Source organism: Devosia sp. (assembly GCF_028290435.1).
In the GTDB taxonomy this organism is placed as follows: Bacteria; Pseudomonadota; Alphaproteobacteria; order Rhizobiales; family Devosiaceae; genus Devosia.
Map to the genome: position 1 here is coordinate 41,791 of NZ_JAQGJV010000024.1, position 22,844 is coordinate 64,634.

At 62.5% G+C, this 22,844-nt stretch carries 21 protein-coding genes and 1 tRNA gene; 12 read left to right on the forward strand and 10 right to left on the reverse strand.

Annotated features, from left to right (window positions below):
• Positions 1–35: 35 nt before the first annotated feature.
• Both JWP26_RS06680 and JWP26_RS06685 read right to left on the reverse strand, forming a co-directional pair.
• The gene (locus JWP26_RS06680; RefSeq protein ID WP_299724962.1) at positions 36–821 is read right to left on the reverse strand and encodes a DUF4037 domain-containing protein; all 786 of its coding nucleotides are present in this window, start codon (positions 819–821) and stop codon (positions 36–38) included.
• 11 nt (positions 822–832) lie between these two features.
• Positions 833–2,155: an alpha-L-fucosidase gene (locus JWP26_RS06685; RefSeq protein WP_299724964.1), complete on the reverse strand. Its 1,323-nt coding sequence runs from the start codon at positions 2,153–2,155 to the stop codon at positions 833–835.
• A 219-nt stretch (positions 2,156–2,374) separates the two neighbouring features.
• Between JWP26_RS06685 and JWP26_RS06690 the strand changes: the two genes are divergently transcribed.
• The gene (locus JWP26_RS06690; RefSeq protein ID WP_299724966.1) at positions 2,375–3,382 is read left to right on the forward strand and encodes a LacI family DNA-binding transcriptional regulator; all 1,008 of its coding nucleotides are present in this window, start codon (positions 2,375–2,377) and stop codon (positions 3,380–3,382) included.
• Positions 3,383–3,437: 55 nt separating this feature from the next.
• Here JWP26_RS06690 and JWP26_RS06695 read toward each other — a convergent pair.
• From JWP26_RS06695 to JWP26_RS06705, 3 genes are all read right to left on the reverse strand, one after another.
• Positions 3,438–3,514, reverse strand: a tRNA-Met gene (locus tag JWP26_RS06695).
• A gap of 101 nt (positions 3,515–3,615) precedes the next feature.
• Entirely contained in the window at positions 3,616–5,070 is a 1,455-nt protein-coding gene (locus tag JWP26_RS06700) for a UdgX family uracil-DNA binding protein (protein ID WP_299724968.1), read from the reverse strand.
• Positions 5,070–6,305, reverse strand: a complete 1,236-nt coding sequence (locus JWP26_RS06705) for a putative DNA modification/repair radical SAM protein (RefSeq protein WP_299724970.1) — start codon at positions 6,303–6,305, stop codon at positions 5,070–5,072. The genes JWP26_RS06700 and JWP26_RS06705 overlap by 1 nt, the downstream gene beginning before the upstream one ends.
• Positions 6,306–6,703: 398 nt before the next feature.
• On the opposite strand from JWP26_RS06705, the gene JWP26_RS06710 reads away from it, so the two are divergent.
• Positions 6,704–7,654 carry a ring-cleaving dioxygenase gene (locus tag JWP26_RS06710; RefSeq protein WP_299724972.1) on the forward strand — a complete coding sequence of 317 codons (951 nt, stop codon included), beginning with the start codon at positions 6,704–6,706 and terminating at the stop codon, positions 7,652–7,654.
• A 136-nt stretch (positions 7,655–7,790) separates the two neighbouring features.
• Entirely contained in the window at positions 7,791–8,747 is a 957-nt protein-coding gene (locus JWP26_RS06715; protein WP_299724974.1) for a sensor domain-containing diguanylate cyclase, read from the forward strand.
• A 55-nt stretch (positions 8,748–8,802) separates the two neighbouring features.
• Here the strand turns inward: JWP26_RS06715 and JWP26_RS06720 are convergent, their stop codons facing one another.
• Positions 8,803–10,803, reverse strand: coding sequence for a VWA domain-containing protein (locus JWP26_RS06720; RefSeq protein ID WP_299724976.1), 2,001 nt, complete (start codon positions 10,801–10,803; stop codon positions 8,803–8,805).
• Positions 10,804–11,015: 212 nt separating this feature from the next.
• The gene (locus JWP26_RS06725) at positions 11,016–11,585 is read right to left on the reverse strand and encodes an RNA polymerase sigma factor (protein ID WP_354042528.1); all 570 of its coding nucleotides are present in this window, start codon (positions 11,583–11,585) and stop codon (positions 11,016–11,018) included.
• Positions 11,586–11,679: 94 nt separating this feature from the next.
• Here JWP26_RS06725 and JWP26_RS06730 point away from each other — a divergent pair, with 94 nt between their 5' ends.
• Positions 11,680–11,889, forward strand: a complete 210-nt coding sequence (locus JWP26_RS06730) for a hypothetical protein (RefSeq protein WP_299724978.1) — start codon at positions 11,680–11,682, stop codon at positions 11,887–11,889.
• Between the two features lie 2 nt (positions 11,890–11,891).
• Here the strand turns inward: JWP26_RS06730 and mnmA are convergent, their stop codons facing one another.
• Positions 11,892–13,043: a tRNA 2-thiouridine(34) synthase MnmA gene (gene mnmA, locus JWP26_RS06735; protein ID WP_299724980.1), complete on the reverse strand. Its 1,152-nt coding sequence runs from the start codon at positions 13,041–13,043 to the stop codon at positions 11,892–11,894.
• Between the two features lie 263 nt (positions 13,044–13,306).
• On the opposite strand from mnmA, the gene JWP26_RS06740 reads away from it, so the two are divergent.
• The 3 genes from JWP26_RS06740 (at position 13,307) to JWP26_RS06750 (ending at position 16,204) form a co-directional block, all read left to right on the forward strand.
• Entirely contained in the window at positions 13,307–14,860 is a 1,554-nt protein-coding gene (locus JWP26_RS06740; RefSeq protein WP_299724982.1) for a flagellar hook-length control protein FliK, read from the forward strand.
• 9 nt (positions 14,861–14,869) lie between these two features.
• A complete protein-coding gene (locus tag JWP26_RS06745) occupies positions 14,870–15,556 on the forward strand; it encodes a flagellar hook assembly protein FlgD (RefSeq protein WP_299724984.1) in 687 nt (228 codons plus the stop codon).
• A gap of 369 nt (positions 15,557–15,925) precedes the next feature.
• On the forward strand, positions 15,926–16,204 hold the full coding sequence (locus tag JWP26_RS06750; RefSeq protein WP_192658665.1) for a DUF1153 domain-containing protein: 279 nt from the start codon (positions 15,926–15,928) through the stop codon (positions 16,202–16,204).
• An 85-nt stretch (positions 16,205–16,289) separates the two neighbouring features.
• On the opposite strand, the gene JWP26_RS06755 is transcribed toward JWP26_RS06750, so the two are convergent.
• On the reverse strand, positions 16,290–16,814 hold the full coding sequence (locus tag JWP26_RS06755) for a hypothetical protein (protein WP_299724986.1): 525 nt from the start codon (positions 16,812–16,814) through the stop codon (positions 16,290–16,292).
• Between the two features lie 10 nt (positions 16,815–16,824).
• A complete protein-coding gene (locus tag JWP26_RS06760; RefSeq protein ID WP_299724988.1) occupies positions 16,825–17,454 on the reverse strand; it encodes a glutathione S-transferase family protein in 630 nt (209 codons plus the stop codon).
• 159 nt (positions 17,455–17,613) lie between these two features.
• On the opposite strand from JWP26_RS06760, the gene fliF reads away from it, so the two are divergent.
• The 5 genes from fliF to JWP26_RS06785 are packed head-to-tail and all read left to right on the forward strand — an operon-like array spanning position 17,614 to position 22,713.
• Positions 17,614–19,251, forward strand: a complete 1,638-nt coding sequence (fliF, locus tag JWP26_RS06765) for a flagellar basal-body MS-ring/collar protein FliF (RefSeq protein WP_367184083.1) — start codon at positions 17,614–17,616, stop codon at positions 19,249–19,251.
• Positions 19,252–19,253: 2 nt separating this feature from the next.
• Positions 19,254–20,333: a flagellar motor switch protein FliG gene (gene fliG, locus JWP26_RS06770; RefSeq protein WP_299724990.1), complete on the forward strand. Its 1,080-nt coding sequence runs from the start codon at positions 19,254–19,256 to the stop codon at positions 20,331–20,333.
• A 3-nt stretch (positions 20,334–20,336) separates the two neighbouring features.
• Positions 20,337–20,990, forward strand: coding sequence for a FliH/SctL family protein (locus JWP26_RS06775; protein ID WP_299724992.1), 654 nt, complete (start codon positions 20,337–20,339; stop codon positions 20,988–20,990).
• Positions 20,991–21,046: 56 nt separating this feature from the next.
• Positions 21,047–21,337 (forward strand): flagellar motor switch protein FliN, encoded by a 291-nt coding sequence (gene fliN / locus JWP26_RS06780; protein WP_299725068.1) that lies wholly within the window; start codon positions 21,047–21,049, stop codon positions 21,335–21,337.
• Between the two features lie 11 nt (positions 21,338–21,348).
• On the forward strand, positions 21,349–22,713 hold the full coding sequence (locus JWP26_RS06785) for a sigma-54-dependent Fis family transcriptional regulator (RefSeq protein ID WP_299724994.1): 1,365 nt from the start codon (positions 21,349–21,351) through the stop codon (positions 22,711–22,713).
• Positions 22,714–22,844 lie beyond the last annotated feature (131 nt).

Below are 22,844 nucleotides of genomic sequence, written 5' to 3' on the forward strand. Positions count from 1 at the left end.
CATGCTCCTCAACATGGCGACGATGGCTGGCCGGATTATTCGGCTGTCAGGACCTCCAGGTCGGCGATCACGTCGATCAGCGCATGGCGCTGTCGCTGCCAGCATTCGGTGTCATGACCGGGCTCCAGAATGGCGGTCATGCGCCCAATGAAATCGGGCGGCAGAAGGGCGAGATCCTTGGCAATCGCCAGGTTCCAGCCATCGCCCGGGTAGTAGGTCCGGTTGACGGCGAACACGACCTGAAGGATCGCATTCGCCAGCTTGCCGGTGAGGCCGACCAGAAACACCAGATCGCGCCGCATCACCTTGCTGGCGTAGTGATAGTCACTCGCCCAGTAGCGCAGCACTTCGAGGTGCTGGCTGATCAGCGATGTCCGCAGCGCGTCCGGATAGACGGCCAACTGGTCCTTCCAGCCCGCGAGAATGCCCTGCGGATCGACGATGATCTGCTGGTGGGCGAGATCGGTGGGCAGGTGATAACCCCAGATCGTCCACTCATAGGTCTTGGTCTGGCCCTTTCCGGCAATCCACGCATCGAGGTCGGCCTGCACGCTCGCATAGCTGCGCGCCCACACGCCATCGAGGCGCAGTCCCTTGGCTTCCCAGCCTTGCAGCGCGGCATCGAACTGACGCCACGCGCTGGTTTGCTGCAAAACCGGCCCCTGGTAGCGGTCGCTATAGACGCGAAAATCGAAATCCGACTGCGCGTCCGAGCGCTGCTTGGCGCGCGAGCCGCCAAGCGACACCGCGCCATTCCCGTCCTCGGCCAGATTGGCGATGAGGGGAGTCATGCTGGCAAACAGGTCTTGCTCGATGCTCATCGCGACACCGATCAGTCCTTGAGGAACAGCTCGATAACCGGCACGACGACGTTCGGCTTGATCACCGGCAGCTCGAGCGTGAGAATGCCATTGCCCACCGCGACGCCGATATTGGAGTCGACTTCGGCCTCGGGATCGAGCCAGTGAATCTCGCTGGCATCATGCAGGAACTGCGCGTACTTCACCTTGCCGCCCAGTCCATCGATATGGATGTGGCGGAACGGCCAGGTCTGCACATGCAGGTAGAGGCGATTGCCCACCTGGGTGAATTTGCAGCCATTGGGTGCAACAAAATTGGATGCCCCTGCCCCATAAATGGCGCGCTGGTTGACAGCCATCCAATCGCGATAGACGCCCAGCGCATCCTCGGCCCGCACATCGAACGTGCCGCGTCCGGTGGGACCGACGTTCATCAGCAGGTTGCCGCCGAGCGAGACCGTATCGATCAACAGGTTGATCAGCTGCCCCGCATCTTTCCAGGTCGTCTCGTCGCGGTGATAGCCCCACGAGCCGCTGAAGGTGTGGCAGACTTCCCAGCGAACCGGCTTGCCCTGTGCGGTCGGCGCCACGCGCGGTGTGTACTGCTCCGGGGTCGCCAGATCCTTGGGATGGTTGCCATCGGTGGGCAGGTCGAGGCGGTCGCCGACGATGATATTGGGCTGTAGCTTGCGCACCAGACCGATCAGGTCTTCGCTTTCCCAATCGTTGCGGCCCTTGCCGGGCATGCCGCGATATTCGCGATTGGGATAGCTGAAATCGAACCAGATGACTGCGATTTCGCCAAACCCGGTCAGCAGCTCAGTGACCTGATTGCGCATGTATTCGGCATATTTGCGCACGTCGCGCGACTTGTTGATCTCGATCGCGTCGGGATGGTTACGCTGGGGATGAATGGCATCGATGGGGAATTCCTCATGATGCCAGTCGATCACCGAATAGTAGAAGCCGACCCTAAGCCCCTCGGCGCGGAACGCTTCGACATAGGTCTTGAGCAGGTCCCGGCCATAGGGCGTGTTGGTCGCCTTGTAGTCGGTGAACTTGCTGTCCCACAGGCAGAAGCCCTCGTGGTGCTTGGCGGTCAGCACCACATATTTCATGCCCGCTTCCCTGGCGCGGCGCGCCCATTCGCGCGGGTCATAGAGGTCGGGGTTGAAGTTCTCGAAATACTTGGCGTAGTCCTCGTCCGAAATCTCTTCGCGGTGCTTCAGCCACTCATGGCGCGCGCCCTGCGCATACAAACCGAAGTGAATGAACATGCCGAAACGGTCTTCGGTGAACCAGGCCTTGCCACTCGAACCGTCGATACGGCCGGCGTTTCCCACAGCGCTATCCATTGTTTCCTCCATCTGCCGGTTTCGCATCTTCATAATCGAACCGGTTCGATATCAAACTGATTTAGGATGCGATCCGAGTCAAGTCGGTTTCGACAGCTGTGATCATTTCGAGAATTGCCTTGCAGAATGCCGCACGAATGCTCATCATTCGGCACTTCCCAACAGGCAAGCGTACGTATTCGCCGACGCCAGAATTTATAGAAGCGGTTCGACACAGTAATGGCTACCATCCGCGATGTTGCCAAACTCGCCGACGTCTCGGTGTCGACTGTGTCGCTGGCTCTGAGCAATCCCGGCCGCGTCAGCCAGAAGACGCTGGAGCGCATCCGCGAGGCGGTGCAGACCGTGGGCTATGTGGTTGACCCGCTGGCACAAAGTCTGGCGCGCGGGCGCAGCCGCATGATCGGCCTTGTGGTCGGCAATGTGGGTAATCCGTTCTTTGGCGACATTCGCCGCGAGCTCGAAAACTACGCCATCGAGCACGACCATTTCGTGCTGATCACCGACTCATCGGGCAAGCCGGATCGCGAACGCGCGCTGGTCGAGCACCTGTCCGGCCTCAAGGTCGCCGGGCTCGCTCTGGCCCCGTCCGGGTATGATCAAGCCTATGTGGATTTCGTGCAAAACATCAAAATGCCGACGGTGTGCTTTGACCAAAAGGTCGCCGGCATCGACCGCGACTTCGTCGGCTCCGACAACCGACTGGCCGGCGCCATGCTGACCGAACACCTGCTGCAACTCGGCCACCGCCGCATCGCCTTCATCGCCGGCCCAAAACACATGCACACCGCCTCCGAGCGCCTGCGCGGCTTCATGGACACGATGGGCAGCGCTGGCGTCGAGGTGAACCCCAATTTCATCGTCGATGGCCAGTTCACGCGAAGCGCCGGTTACGAGGCAGCCATGCGCCTTCTGGTCCAGCCCGAACGCCCCACCGCCATTATCGGCGCCAACAACGCCGTGGCGCTCGCGGCTCTGCAGGCCATGCAGGAATTGGGCTTCAACTGCCCGGACGACATCTCATTGGCGATGATTGATGACGTGCAATGGAGCAGCGTGATCACGCCGCGCATCACCATGGTGATCCAGGACACGTTGAAGCTCGGCGGCATCATCGCCCGTCGCATCCTGCACCGCATCATGAGCCCGGAAGGCGCCGCCGACCCGGCACAGGACTTTGTGCTATCGCCCAAGTTCGTACCCGGCAATTCCTGCAAGAAGCTCTGAGCGTCAGCGAACCTGTACAAAAACAAAAAACCCCCGGTTTCCCGAGGGTTTTGAATGGTAGCGAAGCCCAGATTTGAACTGGGGACACACGGATTATGATTCCGCTGCTCTAACCAACTGAGCTACTCCGCTCCAGGAACCTGTTTCGGCGAGCCGAACGGTCGAGCGCCTAGAGTGCGCGCCGACTTCTTAAATTTGTGATGCGGCACTGTCAAGCGCAAGGCGTGGCCTGTTCAATTGTTTAAGGTATGCCAGTGATCACGCACGAGGGCTAGGTCCTGCTCAAATTTTGCCTGCTCCACAGCAGCCAGGTTTCGATCCGGGATGCGCAGCAGGTAGGACGGGTGGTTGGTGACGAACAATACCGTGCGGTCCTCCATGGCGATCGGCGCGCCGCGCAGTTTGGATATAGTGGCGGTCTTGCCCAGAATGCTCGTTGCGGCCGTGGCGCCAAGGGCAACGATCACCTTGGGTTTGACGAAGGCCCGTTCCAGATTAAGCCAGAATTTACAAGCTGTTACCTCCCCGGCGTCGGGGCGCCGGTGAATGCGTTTCTTGCCGCGCGGCTCGAATTTGAAGTGCTTGACGGCATTGGTGACGTAGACGCGGGAGCGGTCGATGCCGACCTTTTCCACCGCAGCGTCGAACACCTTGCCGGCTGGGCCGACGAAGGGTTTGCCGGCCAGATCCTCCTGATCGCCCGGCTGCTCTCCGACAAACATGATGTCGGCGTTTTCGGGGCCTTCGCCAAACACCGCCTGCGTGGCGTGCTCGTAGAGAGGACAGCGTTGGCAGCCCTGCACTGCGGCACGGGCGTCGGCGAGGCTCGTGATCTCAGATTGTTGTTCTTTATCAATGGCCTGCCGCTCTGCACGCTTGAGGTGGTGCGATGGCGGCTGGCTGGCTGTGCGTTCGATCATGGCTTGCTCCGCTTCCTTGGCGCCTCGGATCAGAGCAGGAATGAGTTCGGCTTCGGGGAGGTTGCGCCAGTATTTGACCGCCATTTCCGATTTCATCATCGCCACCTTCAGGCGGGCGGGGTTGAAGATGGAGGCGAAGTAGGTTTTCCAATCCTCCTCCACGGCATCATCGGGCGGCACATCGGCCTTGGTGCCGCCGTCGCCGAAGGCCAGGGTTTCCCCATCCCAATAGGCGGAACTGTACGGCGTAACGATCGCCCACATCATGCCGGTGAACCGGCGCTCGAAAAATGGCGCAGTCATTTCAAGCACATAGTGATCGGGTTCGAACCAGGCGGCGAACCGTTCGAGGCCTGAATCATCGACTATCGACTTGAACCGGATGAAGGCTTTCATCTTGTGGCTCTCGCGCCGAACGGCACTTTCCATCCGGGTCAGCCGGACGATGTCGGGGTGAGATGCGACCTCGATAATCCCGCGATCGGCTTGCAGGCGCCAGAGCAGACGGTAGAGCAGGTCGAACCGCTCTGGATCGCTATGGCATACCGCCGTGCGCGCCAGCGCCATGAAGGCTGGCGGGACGGCGCCGACGGGGTGGTTTTTACCAGCATGCTGGATTTCTTGCTCAGTTTGCTCGAACAGGCCGGGCTCCGACTTCGGATCACGCCAGATGACCTCTTCGGGCGACACACCTCCCCGCAGCAATTCGCGCGCTTGACCGCGCCATTCGTCAAAATCGTTCAGCGATTGCAGGATGACGGTTCGCATCAGAACAGTCTCAACTGTTCCGGCTGCGGTTCAAGCCTGGCGCGCAGTTTGTGATCGTCGGTCAAGCCCCCCGGCGTCCAGTCCACGGTTTCGACGAAGGGGCGGACCTTGTCGATCGAGCCGGCGATGAGTGCCAGATCGTCCAGGCGTAAACTGTGATGGCGGCGCGTGGCGATGATGCGCTCGACGCTGCGAGTGCCGAGACCCGGAACGCGCAGCAGCAGTTCCTTATCGGCGCGGTTGATGTCGACCGGAAATTTTTGGCGCTGTGTGAGTGCCCAGGCCAGTTTTGGATCGATGGCGAGATCGAGCAGGCCATCGCTGCCGCCGGAGACAATTTCGGGCACGTCGAAGCCATAAAAGCGGATCAGCCAATCGGCCTGATAAAGGCGATGCTCGCGCATCAGTGGCGGGGCCTTGAGCGGCAGGCGGGCGCTGCTGTCGGGAATGGGCGAGAACGCCGAATAATAGACGCGGCGCAATTTGTAGCCGGAATAGAGCCCAGCGGCGCGGGTCAGGATGGCGTTGTCGTCGGCCTTATCGGCACCGACGATCATCTGCGTCGATTGGCCGGCGGGTGCGAACTTGGCGGGTTGGGCCTTGGCCTTCCTGTCCGGCTTGGCCTCGGCCAGCTTGCCGCGGATATTGGCCATGGCGGTGCGGATTTCGCCCGGGCGCTTTTCAGGAGCGAAGGTTTCGAGCCCCACATCGGTGGGCATTTCGATATTGGTGGAGAGCCGGTCGGCCCAACGGCCGGCTTCCGCGAGGATTTCCGGGGCGGCATTGGGGATGACCTTGAGGTGGATATAGCCCCCGAAGCTGTGGTCCTGCCGCAGGCTACGGGCGACGCGGACCAGTTCCTCCATCGTGTAGTCGGGCGAGCGGATGATGCCGGAGGACAGGAACAGGCCCTCGATATAGTTGCGCTTGTAGAAATCCAACGTCAGCCGAACCACTTCCTCGACGCTGAACCGGGCGCGCTCGACATTGGAGGACGAGCGATTGACGCAATAGACGCAATCGTAGACGCAAAAATTGGTCAGCAGTATCTTGAGCAGCGAGATGCAGCGACCGTCGGGCGCATAGGAGTGGCAGATGCCGCTGCCCTCGGTCGAGCCGATGCCACCGCTCTGGCGGCTGTCGCGCTTTTCCGTGCCGCTCGAGGCGCAGGACGCATCGTATTTCGCGGCGTCGGACAGCACGGCCAGTTTGCGGCGAAGCGTGAGCGCAGCCATATCAGTTCCCGGTTTGTTCACGACTAGTCATAGCGTGAGTCAACGTGGCGCGCATTGCAAAATGACACGTGTCGGCGGATTGTGATGTGGAAGAGCGAATTGCCGCTGAACCCAGCCCAAACTGGATGTCACCCCGGCGCAGGCCGGGGCCCAGCCCGAGATCGATCAACGCGCCGCCAGATGGCGGGACGACCTTGCGGCTGCGTGGCGGCATCTCAAGATGGGCCCAGGCCTTCGCCGGGGTAACATCGAGTTTGTGGAGGCTTCTGATGCCCAGCACTGCACGCATGAGCGTTCAACAATCAGCAACAGCTCGTTGCAATTAGCCTGCTTCTGCTACCTGCGCCGTTGACCTACATCTTGGGCAACGACGCCAAGCGCCAATTCAGGAGACCGACATGACCTTGCAACTCTCAGGCATCCATCACCTCACCGCCGTCACCGCCGATGCTCCCCGGAACCTCAAGTTCTACACCCAGACCCTGGGCATGCGGCTGATCAAGAAGACCGTCAATCAGGACCAGACCGAGGCCTATCACCTGTTCTATGGTGATGGCGTTGCCTCGCCCGGCGCCGACCTGACCTTTTTCGATTTCGACGCGGCCCGCGAAAAGCGCGGCAACCACACCGTCAGCCGCACTGGCCTGCGGGTCGATAGCGAGGACACTCTGAACTGGTGGAAGAACCACCTGCAGAGCAACAATGTGGGCACCAGCGCCATAAAGGAGCGGGCCGGTCATTTGTCGCTCGACTTCGAGGATTTCGAAGGCCAGCGCTTCCGTATGGTCACCGATGGGGTCAATACGGTCATTCCCTGGGCCAAGTCCCCGGTGCCGGCTGACAAGCAGATCATTGGCCTGGGTCCAATTACCCTGGCGGTGCCGGCTCTGGAGCGCACCGAGGTGGTGCTGACCCAGGTAATGAACATGCGCAAGGTGCGCACCTATCCGGCCACCAGCACACTGGGTGAAACCCATGTGTTCGAGATGGGCGAAGGCGGCCCTGCTGCCGAGGTCCATGTCGTGGTCGACCCGACCCAGCCGGCGGCCCGTCCGGGCGCTGGTGGCGTGCATCACGTGGCCTTCCGCACCCCGGACCAGGATAGCCTGCGCCAGTGGATCGCCCGCGTCAGCCAGGCTGGGCTGCGCTCCAGTGGGGAGGTCGAACGGTTCTATTTCACCTCGCTCTACTTCCGCGAGCCCAATGGCATCCTGTTCGAAATCGCCACCGACGTGCCCGGCTTCGCGGCCGACGAGCCGATGGAGAGCCTGGGCGAAAAGCTGTCGCTGCCGCCATTTTTGGAGAGCAGGCGCGCCAGCATCGAGGCTAACCTCAAGCCGCTCGACTAGACTGCTGGAAAAGATCGTTGCAAACTGTGGCCGTCGGGAAACTCCCGGCGGCCAATTGCCGTTCTTTCACCGTTAATTAGCGTTTCCGGCCGGTAGATTGATGTTTCCGCCGGTTGGTCCAAGAAGTTTTCAGCCTATGCCAAACGACGATCCGATCTCTCCGCAAATTTTGTCGGACATGCTGATGCGCATGTTCGAGTTCGCGCCCGTGGCGATGACCATCACCACCAGCGACGTCGCCAATTCGCGCTACGTCAAGGTCAACGACGCCTATCTGAGGCTGACCGGGCTCAAATGGGACGATATCCGTGATCGGGAACTGACCTCGTCGGGAGCCGCCATCAACAGTCCGGCCCGCGACGAGCGCCGGCGGCTGCTCGATGTGGAGGGCGCCTATCAATCCCAGGAAGTCGACATCAAGCGTGCCGACGGCACGGTCATTCCAACCCTGATCTCGGCGCAGCGCACCGAGGTGGGCGACCGCTCCTATGACATCGAGATCCTGATCGATATCTCGGCGCGAGCCAGCCTGCAGCGCGAACTCGACCAGGCCTTGATCAAGGCAGCGCGCACCGATGCGCTGACGGGCCTGCCCAACCGGTCCGCCTATGACGCCTACATCGCTGCCTGCATCGACCAGGAGGACCATTCGAGGACCGCCCTGATGCTGGCCTTCATCGACCTCAACAGCTTCAAGCGCATCAACGATACGCTGGGCCATGCCATTGGCGACAAGGTGCTCCAGACCGTGGCGCAGCGCTTGCGCGACGGCTGCCGCGCCGGCGATTTCGTGGCGCGGCTGGGTGGGGACGAGTTCATCGTCGTGCTACCTATTCCCCAGGAAAACCTGGCGGCGGCATTTCCGGCGTTTCAGCGCATGATGGAAGCCGTCTTCACGCCGATGGACCTGGAAGGGCGGCGCCTGAACATCGGCGCCGCGATCGGCACGGCATGCCTCGACATCAAGACCGACACGGCCGAGACCCTGCTCAACCGCGCCGACCAGTGCATGTATGAGGCCAAATCGACCGGCGGCATGCTCCACATCGTCGTGGACGATTTCCTGCGTTCGCTTCGTCGGCCGGACAAATAAACGATGATGGCCCCCGGTTTGCACCGAGGGCACCTGCTCATGCTGAAGCGGCGGCCTATGGGGCGGCTGGTGCATCCGGCTTGGCCTGCGTGGCCGTATCGGGCTTCAGCAGCGACGCGGTCTTGATCAACCCCATGAATTCGGCGCGATAGCCGCTGGCATCGGCACCGCGGCCGGTCTGGGCCAGCATGGCGATATCGCTCCAGCTCATTGACCCGCCGTAGTTGGAGCCCTTGAGCTTCTGCCCGAAGGCGGCGACGGCGGCGGCGAACTTCATGTCGGGGCTGACCGCATCGATATTGCCATAGACCACGCTAGGCGTGACCGGGACTTCGAGCAGCTGGCTGACATCCTCGTTCGGCAGCTTGTAGCGCATCTTGAGGAAGGCGATTTCGGTCGGCGCGTTCGTCGTTGCCACCGCCGCAGGGTCGGCCGCCGGCTGGGTGTCGTAGCGCAGCGGATCGACCAGGTTGGCGCCGGAGCCGGCCGGGGTGATCTCGTAGATCGCGGTGACGGTGTGGCCCGCGCCGATATCGCCGGCATCGACCGTGTCGTTGTTGAAATCCTCGCGGTTGAGGGCGCGGGTTTCGTAGCCGATCAGCCGGTATTCGGAGACCATGGCGGGATTGAACTCGACCTGGATTTTGACGTCCTTGGCGATCATGTCGAGCGTCGAGCCACCCTCCTCCACCAGCACCTTCTGGGCCTCGCGGAAATTGTCGATATAGGCGGCATTGCCATTGCCGTTCTGGGCCAGCGCCTGCATCGTCGCGTCATCGAGATTGCCGCGGCCGAAGCCAAGTACGGAGAGGGTGACGCCCTTGTCGCGCTTGGATTTGATGAAGGTTTCAAGATCATCAGGATTGTCGATGCCGACGTTGAAATCGCCATCGGTGGCCAGGATCACGCGGTTGGTGCCATCGGTGACCTTGGCCTGTTCGGCCAGCTGATAGGCCAGCTCGATGCCCTCGGCACCGGCCGTGCTGCCGCCGGCTGCGAGATTATCCAGCGCGGCCAGGATCTTGGCCTTGTCATCAGCCTTGGTGGGCTCCAGCACCACGCCGGCCGAACCCGCATAGGCTACGATCGAGACCGTGTCCTTGGCGGAAAGCTGATCGACCAGCAGCGCAAAGGCGCGCTTCAGCAGCGGCAGCTTGTTGGGCTCATCCATCGAGCCGGAGGTATCGATGAGGAAGACGAGGTTGCTCGGCTTGTCCTCGCCGGCTGGGGGCACGTAGCCCTTGATGCCGATATGGAGGAGCTGCGTCTTGGGATTCCAGGGGGTGTGGAACACCGCCATGGTGGGCTTGAACGGCACCGCGGCGCTATCGGCCGGGGCGTAGTCATAGGGGAAATAGTTGATCAACTCTTCCAGCCGCACCGCGTCGGGCTCGGGCACATAGCCGTCGTCGAGCATGGAGCGGACGTAGGAATAGCTGGCGGTGTCAACATCGATCGAGAAGGTCGAGACCGGCTCGTCGGCCACCACCTTGAGGCGCGATTCATCGAATTGGGTGAACTCGTCGCCGCTCGGCTCGGTCGCGATCTGCGCGGGCATGGCGTAGAAATCGCCTTCGGGCGCAACGATGCCGGCCGACGGGGCCGCGCGGGTCTGCATGCGGCTGAGCGATCCGCCCACGACCGAGGCTGGCGGCGGCGCCATTTCGTTTTCGCTAGCCAGCATGTTGGCCTGCCCCGACGCTGCGCTATCCTGTGCCATGGGCTCAGGCTGCACCATGGGCGGCTTGGCAGGCACCGCTTCCGCCTTGGGCGCTGCCGTCGGAGTGGCGGGCGTCTGGGCAACGGGCGCCGTGGTAGTGAGCTCCGCCGGAGTATCCGTGCGCTCGTCGTTGGGCTGCTTCGTCGCGACCGGGTTGGTCTCTGTCGGCAGCGTCGTCGGCGGCGGCGTCAGTTTCGGGACCGCATCGGCCACGGGGTTGGTATCGACCGGCACGCGATCAGCCGGGCTCATCGCGGTGGAATTGTAGAGCTGATAGCCGAGCGGCAGTAGCAGCAGAGCAATCGCGGCGGTACCGATGGGGAGACGCATGTCCATGATCGATTTCCCTTTCAAGGAAGTGATGATGGAACTGAGACGGCTGGGCCGGCGAACTCCTTGGGTCGCGGTTGAAGTATTTTTTGCGGTTTCGGTTTTGGCGGCTTCGAATGCCATCATGCTGGCCGCCAGCGCGCGCTTTTTCGCGGCGTCGGACGGGGCCGGTGCCTTGATGTCTTTCAGCGCTTTGAAGCCGTCGTTCATGTCATTGCTCATAACAAACCCCTCAGGGTCTTTTTCGCCTCGTGAATGTGCCAGGAGACGGTTGCTTCCTTGCAGCCCATGATTTCGCCTGCCGCTGCGTGGCTCAGCTCTTCGGCATAAACCAAGAGGACTGCATCGCGTTGCTGCTCCGGCAGGCGGCGCACCGCGTCCCAGAGCTGGCGGCTGGTTGCCGCTTCTTCTTGGTCGGGCGGGGTGTCCTCGGGGCTCACTTCCGCCAGGGCGTCATTGCCTCTATTGGCCCGGCCGCGGGCCCGCTGCATGTCGCGCACGGCGTTCAGCGTGATCCGGTAGAGCCAGCTTCCGAACGCCGAGCGTCCGTCGAAGCTCTTGATGACGCTGCCAAGCTTGACGCAGACGTCCTGCGCTATGTCCTCGGCATCGCTGCGATGGCCGCTCCACTTGTAGGCAGTGCGATAGATCAGGTCGTAGTGGGCCTCGATCAAGGCGGCGAAGGCCTCGCTGTCGCCCTTTTGCGCACGCGCCACCAGCGCCCGAACCTGTGTCGCGGCGTCGGCGATCGGTGGTGCGGCAGACAGTCCCATCACCTCGGCATACACTCTGCTGGCCTTAACCTAGCGTCCCTTATAGTGCTAAGACGCCGGGGCTCACCCATTCCTTGGGTGCATTCCAAAGATTTATTGAGGCACCGCCATGAGCCCCCTGAACAGCAATCGCCTCGTCCTGCTGATTTTCATCGTGCTGGGGATCATCACCATCGGCGCCACGCTGGTGTCGAACTTCGGCATGTGGGGCTATTACGACCGCACCGAGGCCGAGCAGCACATCGCCCCCGAGGATGCGATCCCGCTGCCCAAGCCGATGCCGGGCCAGGAAGTCCCGGCTCCGGCGCCAGCGCAGTAGCTTTAGGCTGCGAAAACCTGCGGCACGGCTTCGGCGATGAAGCCGCCGCCCCAGACTTCGGATGTGGCGCTGTCATCGGCGTAGAACACGCAGGCCTGGCCGGGCGAGATGCCGTATTCGCCCGAGACCAGCGTCACGAACACATCGCCATCGCGCTGCTGGATTACGGCCGGCTGTGGGCCGCGGGTGGAGCGCACTTTGACCTCGAGCGGCGCGCCATTGCCGGAGGAGAGTTCGGCGAGTGGCGTTCCGCCGAGCCAGTTCACATCGCGCAGACGCACGGTGTGGGTCTTGAGCGCTTCGCGCGGGCCGACGATGACGCGGCCGGTCTTGTGCTCAAGCTTGATGACGTAGAGCGGTTCGGCCGCCGCCACGCCCAGGCCCTTGCGCTGGCCGATGGTGTAATTGACGATGCCCTCGTGGGTGCCGAGGACGCGGCCATCGAGATGGACGATCTCGCCGGTCGCCACGGCTTCGGGATGCATCTTGCGGATGATATCGGCATACTTGCCCTGCGGCACGAAGCAGATGTCCTGGCTGTCGTGCTTTTCGGCGATCTCGAGGCCCATTTCACGGGCGAGTTCGCGAACTTCGGCCTTGCCCATGCCGCCCAGTGGGAAGCGCAGGTAATCGAGCTGGTCCTGGGTGGTGGCGAACAGGAAATAGGTCTGGTCGCGCTCGGCATCGACCGGGCGGAACAACTGGCGGCGGCCATCCTCGCCAAGCTTGGACTGCACGTAATGGCCGGTGGCCAGCGCATCGGCGCCAAGATCCTGTGCCACCGCCATCAGGTCGACGAACTTGACGCTCTGGTTGCAGGCAATGCACGGCACCGGCGTTTCGCCCTGCTGATAGGCATTGGCGAAGGGCTGCATCACCGCCTTCTTGAAACGCTCCTCATAGTCGAGCACGTAATGGGGAATGCCCAAAGTGGCCGCAACGCGACGCGCATCGTGGATGTCCTGCCCGGCGCAGCAGGCGCCTTTGCGAAACGTGGCTTCGCCGTGATCGTAAAGCTGGAGCGTCACCCCCACCACGTCATAGCCCTGGCGGGCCAAAAGGCCGGCGACGACCGAAGAATCCACGCCCCCCGACATCGCGACGACGACGCGCGTGTCTTCGGGACGCTTGGCAATATCAAGCGAGTTCAACATTTTCCTGTATGTATCCGGTTGGGTTCAAGGGCCAGCGGATAGCTGTGGCGGCGCTTTTACGCTTTTCGCCCGTCCCCCGCAACCACCCGGCAGCTTTTGCCGCAAGGCCAACATTTGCTGCCGCGTCCAACGCGACCTGCGGCTGCGCCTATCGCGCGCCTGTTCAACAAACCACTGATAATGAACCGAATTTCTGAGGTCGACCGACTTGGCAAGGCGCTTGCATTGTCTGGTTTGGATTAGTCTCAGTAAAGGCCGCTATCGTGGCAAGTCATCTCACCGTTACCACCGCTGCCAATCCCGGGGTCGCCGTCAAAGGCCTCAATGCGCAGGCCAGCGCCAGTGCGCCTGCCAACGACGTGTTCGCCGCGCTGCTGGGCAATAATGCGGCGGTCGAGGCAACCAACGAGCCGGCCAAGACCGCCACGGTAGCGCTCGCTGCCGGCGGCCTGGTCGAACTGGCTCTCGGCCAGGACGGCGGCACTGGTGAAAAACCCGACGAAACCCCCGATCCCGTCGCCGTGCCCGTCGACGCGGTGGTGCCGATCCAGCAGCCCGTATCGCCCCAAACCCTGCTGGCCGGGATCATCGATGGCCTGACCGCCTTGCGCGCCGCCGCGCAGAACGGGCAAGTGCCCTCGGCCGACGATCTAGCCAAGCTCAACAAGAGCCTCGAAGCCCTGGCCGGTGCCTTGGGCCTGTCGCTCGACGACCTGCCCAGCATGGACGATTTGGCCGCGATGGCAGCCAAGCCGCTGACGCCCGGCGCCACACCGGAAGATCAGTTGATCGCCACGCTGGCTCCCCTGACCCAGGGTGTGCTGGCCGACGCCACCAAAACCGCCGCCACCGATCCGGCCGCGGCTGACCAGCTCCAGGCAATCGGCGACAAGCTTGCAGCCCTGCTGAAGGGTCTGAGCGGCGGCGCCGTCGACCTCGACGCCATGGCGGGCAATGATGAGAAGGCCCCGCTCGGGCCTGAGCTGCAGGCGGCTCTCGATCGCCTGCTCAAGCCCGCCGCCGCCACCATCGCGGCAGCCAGCACAACGCAAGTGTTCACGGCGCCCAAGCTCGAAATCACCGAGCCAACCTTGGCCGGCAAGCCAGCGGATGCAACCGCGACGACAGACGCGCCCGACACTTCGGCCACGCCAGTATCAACCAAGACCATCGATCCGGTGGTCAAGGCCGATGCGGACACCGCCCAAGCTCAGGATCAGCGCGGCAAGCTCAAAGACGCCAAGCTCGACGCCGTCGTGGCCGCCAGCGCCAAGGCCGCCGATACGGCGCCCGATGTCACCACCGTACCAACCACCATCCACACCGCAACGCGCATCGAGGCAACGCCCGGTCCGCGTCCGGTGATCGCCGGCTACCAGACCAGCCAGCAGCAGCTCAACCTGCCCCAGATCGCGTTCGAACTGGTGCGCCAGGTCAATGATGGCAATTCGCGCTTCCAGATGCGGCTCGATCCGCCCGAACTGGGCAAGATCGACGTGCGGCTCGATATCGACCGCACCGGACAGGTTACCGCCCGCCTCACAGTGGAAAAGGCCGAAACGCTCGACCTGATGCAGCGCGACCAGCGGGGCCTGGAAAAGGCCTTGCAGCAGGCCGGCCTCGACAGCTCCAAGACCAATCTCGAATTTTCGCTGAAGCAAAACCCCTTCGCCGGCAACCAGCAGGGCCAGGACCGCGGTGGGAGCCAGCCAACCTTTGGCGGCGATAGCGTGGCCGAAGCTGATGAGGCGCCGGCCCCCCAGATCAACCTCTACCGCGCGAGCCTGTCGGCAAGCGGCGTCAACATTATCGCCTAGGAGCACACCATGGCAGTCAGTCCCATCGCCGGCAGCAGCGGCACCAATCCCAACGCCCCTGCAGTCGCGTCGCGCGCCGGCATCGCCGACAATTTCGACACCTTCCTGAACATCCTCACCACCCAGCTGAAAAACCAGAACCCACTGGACCCGATGGACACCAACCAATTCACCCAGCAATTGGTGCAGTTCACCGGCGTCGAGCAGCAGCTCAAGTCCAACACCTATCTTGAGGCGTTGATGAACGCGAGCCAGAGCTCGAACAAGACTGATGCCGTCTCCTACATCGGCAAGGAAGTAACGGCCTCGGGCACCACCGCCACGCTCAAGGCCGGCGGCGCCTCCTGGGCGTACAATGCCGCGGCTAACGCATCCGATGCCAAGGTCACCATCAAGAACGCGGCGGGCCAGGTGGTCTATTCGGAAAGCGGTTCGCTCAATGCCGGCCCCGGAAACTTCCTGTGGGACGGCGTCGGCTCGGACGGCCAGACCAAGCCGGACGGCGTCTATACAATCACCATCGATGGCAAGAACCTGAACGGCGCCAACGTTGCCGTCAACACCTCCACCGTGGGCGTCGTCTCGGCCGTGGACTTCTCCGGCGCCGAACCGATCCTGACCGTCGGCTCCTCCAAGATCCGCCTGTCGGACGTGACTGCCGTCAAGATTCCGACTGCCACGCCACCGACGACCTGAGCCGACGGGGCTTGAGACTGAAGGGCGCCCTGAGGGGCGCCCTTTTTGTTGGGTGCAGCGGCTTTTCCTAAGACCGGGCCAGACGTCACCCCCTCCCAGCCTCCCCCATCAAGGGGGGGTCTGCCGGTGGTTGGGACTCGATCCAGTTTAACGAGTGGAGAGAAACCTCCCCCTTGATGGGGAAGGTAGGAGGGGGTGTTCTGAGGGCCCCTATCTATCGGGTGAAGGGCAATTGACCACCCCTGCGCTCCGATTCATCCCCCTGAAATCCCAGATCATTCTTAACCTGTTGTAAGTTTCCCCTTAGTCGAATTTTAAGGGCAGTGCCGTAGTCTTCAGCCTATATGGTCAGGTTGAGTAGAGAGTAAAATGACCGTACAAATGCGACCTCGCGTTAAGTACGTTATCGGGCCGGACGGAAGTCCGCTCACGATCGCAGATCTGCCCCCGAAGAATACTCGGCGGTGGGTCATTCGACGAAAAGCCGAAGTCGTCGCTGCTGTGCGCGGCGGGCTGCTCAGCCTCGAAGAGGCCTGCGCTCGCTACACATTGAGCGTCGATGAATTTCTCAACTGGCAGGCTGCCATCGACAAGCACGGTCTTGCCGGTTTGCGCACCACCTGGATCCAGCACTATCGAGAAGGCTGAGCCAAAGGCTCATCCCAGAAATTCAAAGCCCGCCCTGGCAGAACGCCTGGGCGGGTTTTGCTGTTTTGCGGGGTACGAATAGCCTTCAGTCGGACCACTGAATCTTTTTGCCACGAAGGCCATTGGTATCATCCCACCATTGTAGCTGGGCCGACCACGCTATGCTGCTGACAATTGGCTCAACGGTATCATGCAGAGCAGTTATGACTGCGTTGCAATCTGAAAGCAGCGGGACGTGTAAATTGTAGCCGCTAGGATATCTGAAGTCATATTTGGAGTTCATCTCGGCCAGAGTTCGAACAAATGGCTCCAATAGACCGACGATAGGCAAACCCAATTTAGCCGACCGTTCCCACAATTTAACTAGATCATGCCGTAACTCATGTCCGGATAGCTCTTTCTTTGTGGTCCCATTAGCCACGAGGAATGACTTCAGTAGCAACTCAGTGGCGTGGACCGCTAAGAAGTAGTTGGGGTAGGGGTACTTGGCCAAATCGGGCCCGCCGCTGAGCGTCCGGAATGCATCAAGATACTCTTTGGCGCGTTTGAGCAGCTCTCCCGCGTAAATGCCCAGCGGCTCAGGCATCTCTACTGTTTCGACTTCTGCCACGACTCCCCCCCTAAGGCGTCCCTGCCCCCATCCAGTCCTTCGCGGCCTTCCGCTCCTTGACCCGCTCGTAATATTCCGTCACCGCGGGCAGTGCGATCGTCTTGTCGAACGGCGTCAGCATCCAGCGGTGCACCGACAGGCCGATGGCGATATCGGCCACCGTGAATGTGGGCCCAGCGACAAAACCCTCGCCCTGGGCCAGATGCGCCTCCAAGAGCTGCATCTTGATGCCCCATTTGCCGATCGAGTCGGCAATTTTAGCCTGGTCGTCATAGCCCGGCGTGTGGCGGACCAGCGCATTGACCGCATAGCCCCAGGGCGGGTTGAGTTCGGTGGCCTGCCAGCCCAGCCATTGATAGACCCGGGCCCGCATATGGGGCGCGGCGATCCACAGCGTCTCCTGCCCGTAAAGCTCGGCCAGATAGAGCAGGATCGCATTGCTTTCCCAGAGCACGAAATCGCCGTCCAGGATCACCGGCACCTGCCCGTTTGGGTTGAGCGCCAAGTATTCCGGCACGTTTGGGTCGCGCACGGGCAGGCCCCAATCCTCGCGCTCATAGGCCAGCCCGATCTCGCCCAAGGCCCACAAAACCTTGCGCACATTGATCGAGGTCACGCGGCCCAGCACTCGCAACGTCATATCTTCATCCTTCTCTCACTCTACCCGGCAGTTTTTGCCGGAATTTGCAAACTGCCACAGAACGTTAAGACAATGTTTACCATTCACTAGGTAATTTTTGCCTAACGGCGGATTTGCGCATTCGCGTCGAAAACGTCTGTTCGGAATCGAGTATTCGGCTTGGAAAATATAACCAATCTCATCAACCGCATCGGCCTGCCCCGGCTCGCCGCCATGGCCGTTGTAGCAGCCCTCATGCTCGGTTTCTTCGGCTTTCTGGTGATGCGGGCCTCCACCCCCACCCTGGCCCCGCTTTACACCGGCCTGTCGCTCGAAGATTCTTCGGCCATCGTCACCGAATTGCAAACCCTCAATGTGCCGTTCGAACTGCGCGGCGAGGGCGACACCATTTTGGTGCCACGCGACCAGATCACCACGCTGCGCATGAACCTGGCCGGCTCGGGCCTGCCCACCAAGGGCCAGGTTGGCTACGAGATTTTCGACCAGCAGGGCACGCTGGGCGCCACCAGCTTCGTGCAGAACATCAACAATGTCCGCGCGCTGGAAGGCGAACTGGCCCGCACCATCGGCTCGCTGGCCCGCATCAAGAGCACTCGCGTGCATCTGGTGCTGCCCGAGCGCCAGCTGTTCAGCCGCACCACCAAGGAGCCATCGGCCTCCATCGTGGTGGGCGTGCGCGGTGAATTGTCGGCTGGCGAAATTCGCGCCATCCAGCATCTCGTGGCTTCCGCCATCGAGGGCATGAGCCCCAACCGCGTCTCCATCGTCGACGATGCCGGCACGCTGCTCGCCTCGGGCACGGAAGACGGCGACGGTGCGCTCTCCGGGGAGGCAGCTGAAAAGACCCTGGGCTACGAAACCCGCGTCCGCACCCGCGTCGAGGACATGCTGGCCAATGTGGTCGGCGCCGGCCGGGCCCGCGTCGAGGTTACCGCCGAGATCGATTTCAACCGCTCCACCGTCACCTCGGAATCCTTCGATCCCGAAAGCCAGGTGGTGCGTTCGACCCAGACCAGCGAAAGCGAAAACCTGGCCAATGGCACTGATGGCCAGGTCAGCGTCGCTAACGAGCTGCCCGGCGCCAGCGCCACTCCGGCCGCTGCCGGCGCCACCGAAAAGGGCACGAGTTCGCAGGAAGTCGTCAATTACGAGATTTCCAAGAAGACCGAAACCGCCGTCACCGAAGCGGGCAATATCAAGCGCCTGTCGGTCGCCGTGGTGGTCGATGGCGTCTATTCCACCGACGCTTCGGGCAACCCGGTTTATACGCCGCGCACCCCGGACGAAATCGCCCAGCTTCTGACCCTCGTCCGCTCGGCGGTCGGCTATTCCGAAGCGCGTGGCGACAGCGTCGAAGTGGTCAACATGCAGTTCGCCGATCGGCCTGCCGTGGCTGGCGACGGTACCGACGCCAAATCCGGTCTCTTCGACTTCACCCGCGACGACATCATGAACGGCGCCCAGATGGCCGTGACCCTCTTGATCGCGCTGGCCCTGGTGTTCTTCGTGATGCGTCCGCTGCTCAAGAAGGCGCTGGCCAGCGAAAAGATTGAGCCTCTGGCTCTGCCTTCGGGCGCCGAGCTGGGTGGCCAGGCCATGCTGACCGCCGGTGGCCATCTGGTGCCGGTCGAGAGCTTCGACGACGAGGCGCGCGACAAGACCCCCGCCTGGGTCGCCAATGCCAAGTCGATGGGCGAAGCCCAGCTCAATACCCTTCGTACCGTCGGTACGCTGGTCGAGGAAAACCCCAAGCAGGCCGCATTGATCGTGCGTGGCTGGCTGAGTAACGCAGCGTAACCATGGCTCTTGTATCCCAATCCGGCAACGCAATCGAAGTCGCCAAGCCGTCAGGCCAGCTCGTGCTGGGTGGCGACGCCAAGCAGCGCGTCCTCACCGGCGATGAAAAGGCCGCCGCCCTGCTGCTGGCGCTGGGCCCCGAATACGGCAAGCCCATTTTTGCCGAACTCGACGAACTCGAGATCAAGGCGCTGTCGCGCGCCATGGTGACCCTGGGGCCCATCACCCAGGAAATGCTCGACGACCTGATGATCGAGTTCGTCACGGTGATTTCCTCGAACGGCAACCTGTCGGGCAATTCCGACAGTACCGAGCGCCTGCTGCTGTCGTTCCTGCCGCCCGAGCGGGTGGATTCCATCATGGCCGAAATCCGTGGCCCGGCCGGCCGCGACATGTGGGAAAAGCTCTCCCACGTGCCCGAAGACGTGCTCGCCACCTACCTCAAGAACGAATATCCCCAGACCATCGCCGTGGTGCTGTCCAAGATCGCCACCGAGCATGCCAGCAGGGTGCTGGCCGTGCTGCCCGAAGAGCTGGCCATGGACGTGGTCCAGCGCATGCTCGGGCTCGATCCGATCCAGAAGGAAATCCTGGAAAAGATCGAGAGCACGCTGCGTATCGAATTCATGTCGACACTCAGCCACACCACGCGCCGCGACAGCCACGAACAGATGGCCGAAATCTTCAACTCCTTCGATCGCCAGACCGAAGCGCGCTTCCTCACGACGCTGGAAGAGAACAATCGCGAGGATGCCGAGCGCATCAAGGCGCTGATGTTCACCTTCGAGGACCTCGGCCGGCTCGAACCCTCCGCCATCCAGACGCTGCTGCAGCGCATGGAAAAGAAGGAACTGGCCCTCGCCCTCAAAGGTGCCAACGAGGCGGTCAAGGATTTCTTCTTCGCCAACATGTCGGCCCGTTCGGCCAAGCTGTTGCGCGACGATATGGAAGCCATGGGCGCGGTGCGCCTCAAGGACGTGGACGAGGCGCAGGGCCGCATGGTCTCGACCGCCAAGGACCTCGCAGCCAAGGGCGAGATCGTCATCATGAAATCCAAGTCCGACGATCAGATGGTGGCTTAAAGCATGGCACAACCCGCCCGCTTCACCTTCGATCTCGACCTCGCCAGCCGCCCGGCTGCGCCCAAGCTGGTGCACCAGCCCATGGTGCCCGAGGACCTGGTTGCCCAATTGATGGCCCAGGCCCGCGAAGAGGCCTATGCCGAAGGCATCGCCGCCGGCGAGCGCAACGCTACCGCCTATTCGGCCCAGACCATGGCGACCGCCGCCACGGCGCTGGCCGCCCGCACCGCCGAAATGGTTGCTTCGCTCGATGACGCCAACGCGGCCAATTTGCGCGAGTCGGTCGAACTGGCCGCCAGCATCGGCCGCAAGCTCGCCATGCACCTGCTGGCGCGTTATCCGGCGGTCGAACTCGACGCGCTGATCGCCGAATGCATGGCCAGCCTCGAGCACGTCCCCCATCTGGTCATCCGCTGCAATCCCGACATCGCCGACAGCGTCCGCGATATCGCCACCGGCCACATGTCCAGTTCCGGCTTTGCGGGCCGCCTGGTGGTGCTCGGCGACCCCGATATCCGGCTTGGCGATGGCCGGCTCGAATGGGTCGAAGGGGGCCTCGTGCGCGACATCAATGCGATCTCCAAGCAGATCGACAACAAGATTTCAGCCTACCTCGCCGCCCGTAGCGGCCAAAGCCAAGAGGACGAACACCCATGAGTGCTGATGTTCCAGACGACGATATCACCACCGCCGACACGACAAGCTTCGAGGAAATGAACGCGCCCGCCGCCGGCGGGGAATTCAGCGGCTATATCGAACGCACTGCCGCCGATCTCGAAGCCGTCTTCGACGTGCCGGTGCGCATTTCGGTCGTCCTCGGCCGCACCAAGATGCCGGTGTCCCAACTGCTGAAGCTGGATACCGGCACCATCATCGAACTCGACCGCCAAGTGGGGGAAGCCGTCGAGATTTTCATCAATGATCGCCTGGTGGCGCGCGGAGAAATCGTGCTGGTGGAAAACCGGCTCGGCGTCACGATGACCGAGATCATCAAGCCGCAATAGGAGGAGCTGTTATGAGACTATTGATCGTCGGAGCCCTCGAAGGCCAACTCAGCGAAGCCACCAAGCTCGCCATGCAGGGCGGCGCCAAGGTTGCCCACGCCCCATCCATCGAAATCGCGCTGGCATCGCTGCGCGCCGGGCGTGGTGCCGATCTGTTGCTGGTCGATGTCATGATGGACATTGCCGGGCTGATCGCGGGCCTGGAAGCCGAGCGCATCTCCATCCCCCTCGTCGCCTGTGGCGTCGAGACCAATGCGGCCGCCGCCGTCAACGCCATCCGGGCCGGCGCCAAGGAATATATCCCGCTGCCGCCCGATGCCGAGTTGATCGCTGCCGTGATCGCCGCCGTCGCCCGCGACGCCACCGATTTCCTGTTCCGCGACCCGGCCATGGAGCGCGTCGTGCGCATGGCCGACCAGATCGCCGGCTCCGATGCCTCGATCCTCATCACCGGCGAAAGCGGCACCGGCAAGGAAGTCATCGCCAAATACGTCCACTCCCGCAGCAAGCGCGCCAACAAGCCGTTCATCTCGATCAACTGCGCCGCAATTCCCGAAGCGCTGCTCGAAAGCGAACTGTTCGGCCATGAAAAGGGTGCCTTCACGGGCGCCGTCGCCCGCCGCATCGGCAAGTTCGAAGAGGCCAATGGCGGCACGCTGCTGCTCGACGAGATCTCCGAAATGGATTTCCGCCTGCAGGCCAAGCTGCTGCGCGCCATTCAGGAACGCCTGATCGACCGCGTGGGCGGGGCCAAGCCCGTGCCGGTTGATATCCGGATCCTCGCCACCTCCAACCGCAATCTCAACGACGCGGTGCGTGGCGGCACGTTCCGTGAGGACCTGCTGTTCCGCCTCAACGTCGTCAACCTGAAGCTGCCGCCCCTGCGCGACCGCCCGGGCGATATCGCGGCGCTGTCGGAACACTTTGTTGCCAAATACTCCAAGGCCAATGGCCTGCCGCCGCGCTCGCTGTCCCCGGCGGCCCGTGATGCGCTGCTGCATGCGCCCTGGCCGGGTAATGTGCGCGAGCTGGAAAACACGCTGCACCGCGCCGTGCTGTTGTCCTCGGGCGATGTCATCGGCCCCGACGCCATCCTGATGCCGGATGGCACCGGGCTCGCCGAAGCGGTGCAGGCGCACACGCTGTCGTCCCAGCTCACCCACACTGCCGAGACCATGTCGCAAGCCCTGGTCGGCCGCACCGTGGCTGATGTCGAGCGCGACCTGATCCTCGATACGGTCAGCCACACGCTCGGCAACCGCACGCATGCGGCCACCATACTGGGCATTTCGATCCGCACCCTGCGCAACAAGCTGAACCAATATTCGGACGAAGGCACCTACGTGCCCGGCCCCGGCGAACAGCGGGTCGCGTAGTGGGGCCAGCCTCCTCCAACCACCGGATCAACCCTCTTCCCCTGCGGGAGAGGGTTTTTCTGCATTCAGCAGAAACATCCGGTGCGGGGTTGGCGCGGCGTCATCTGCCCTTACGAACCTCGAAACCCACC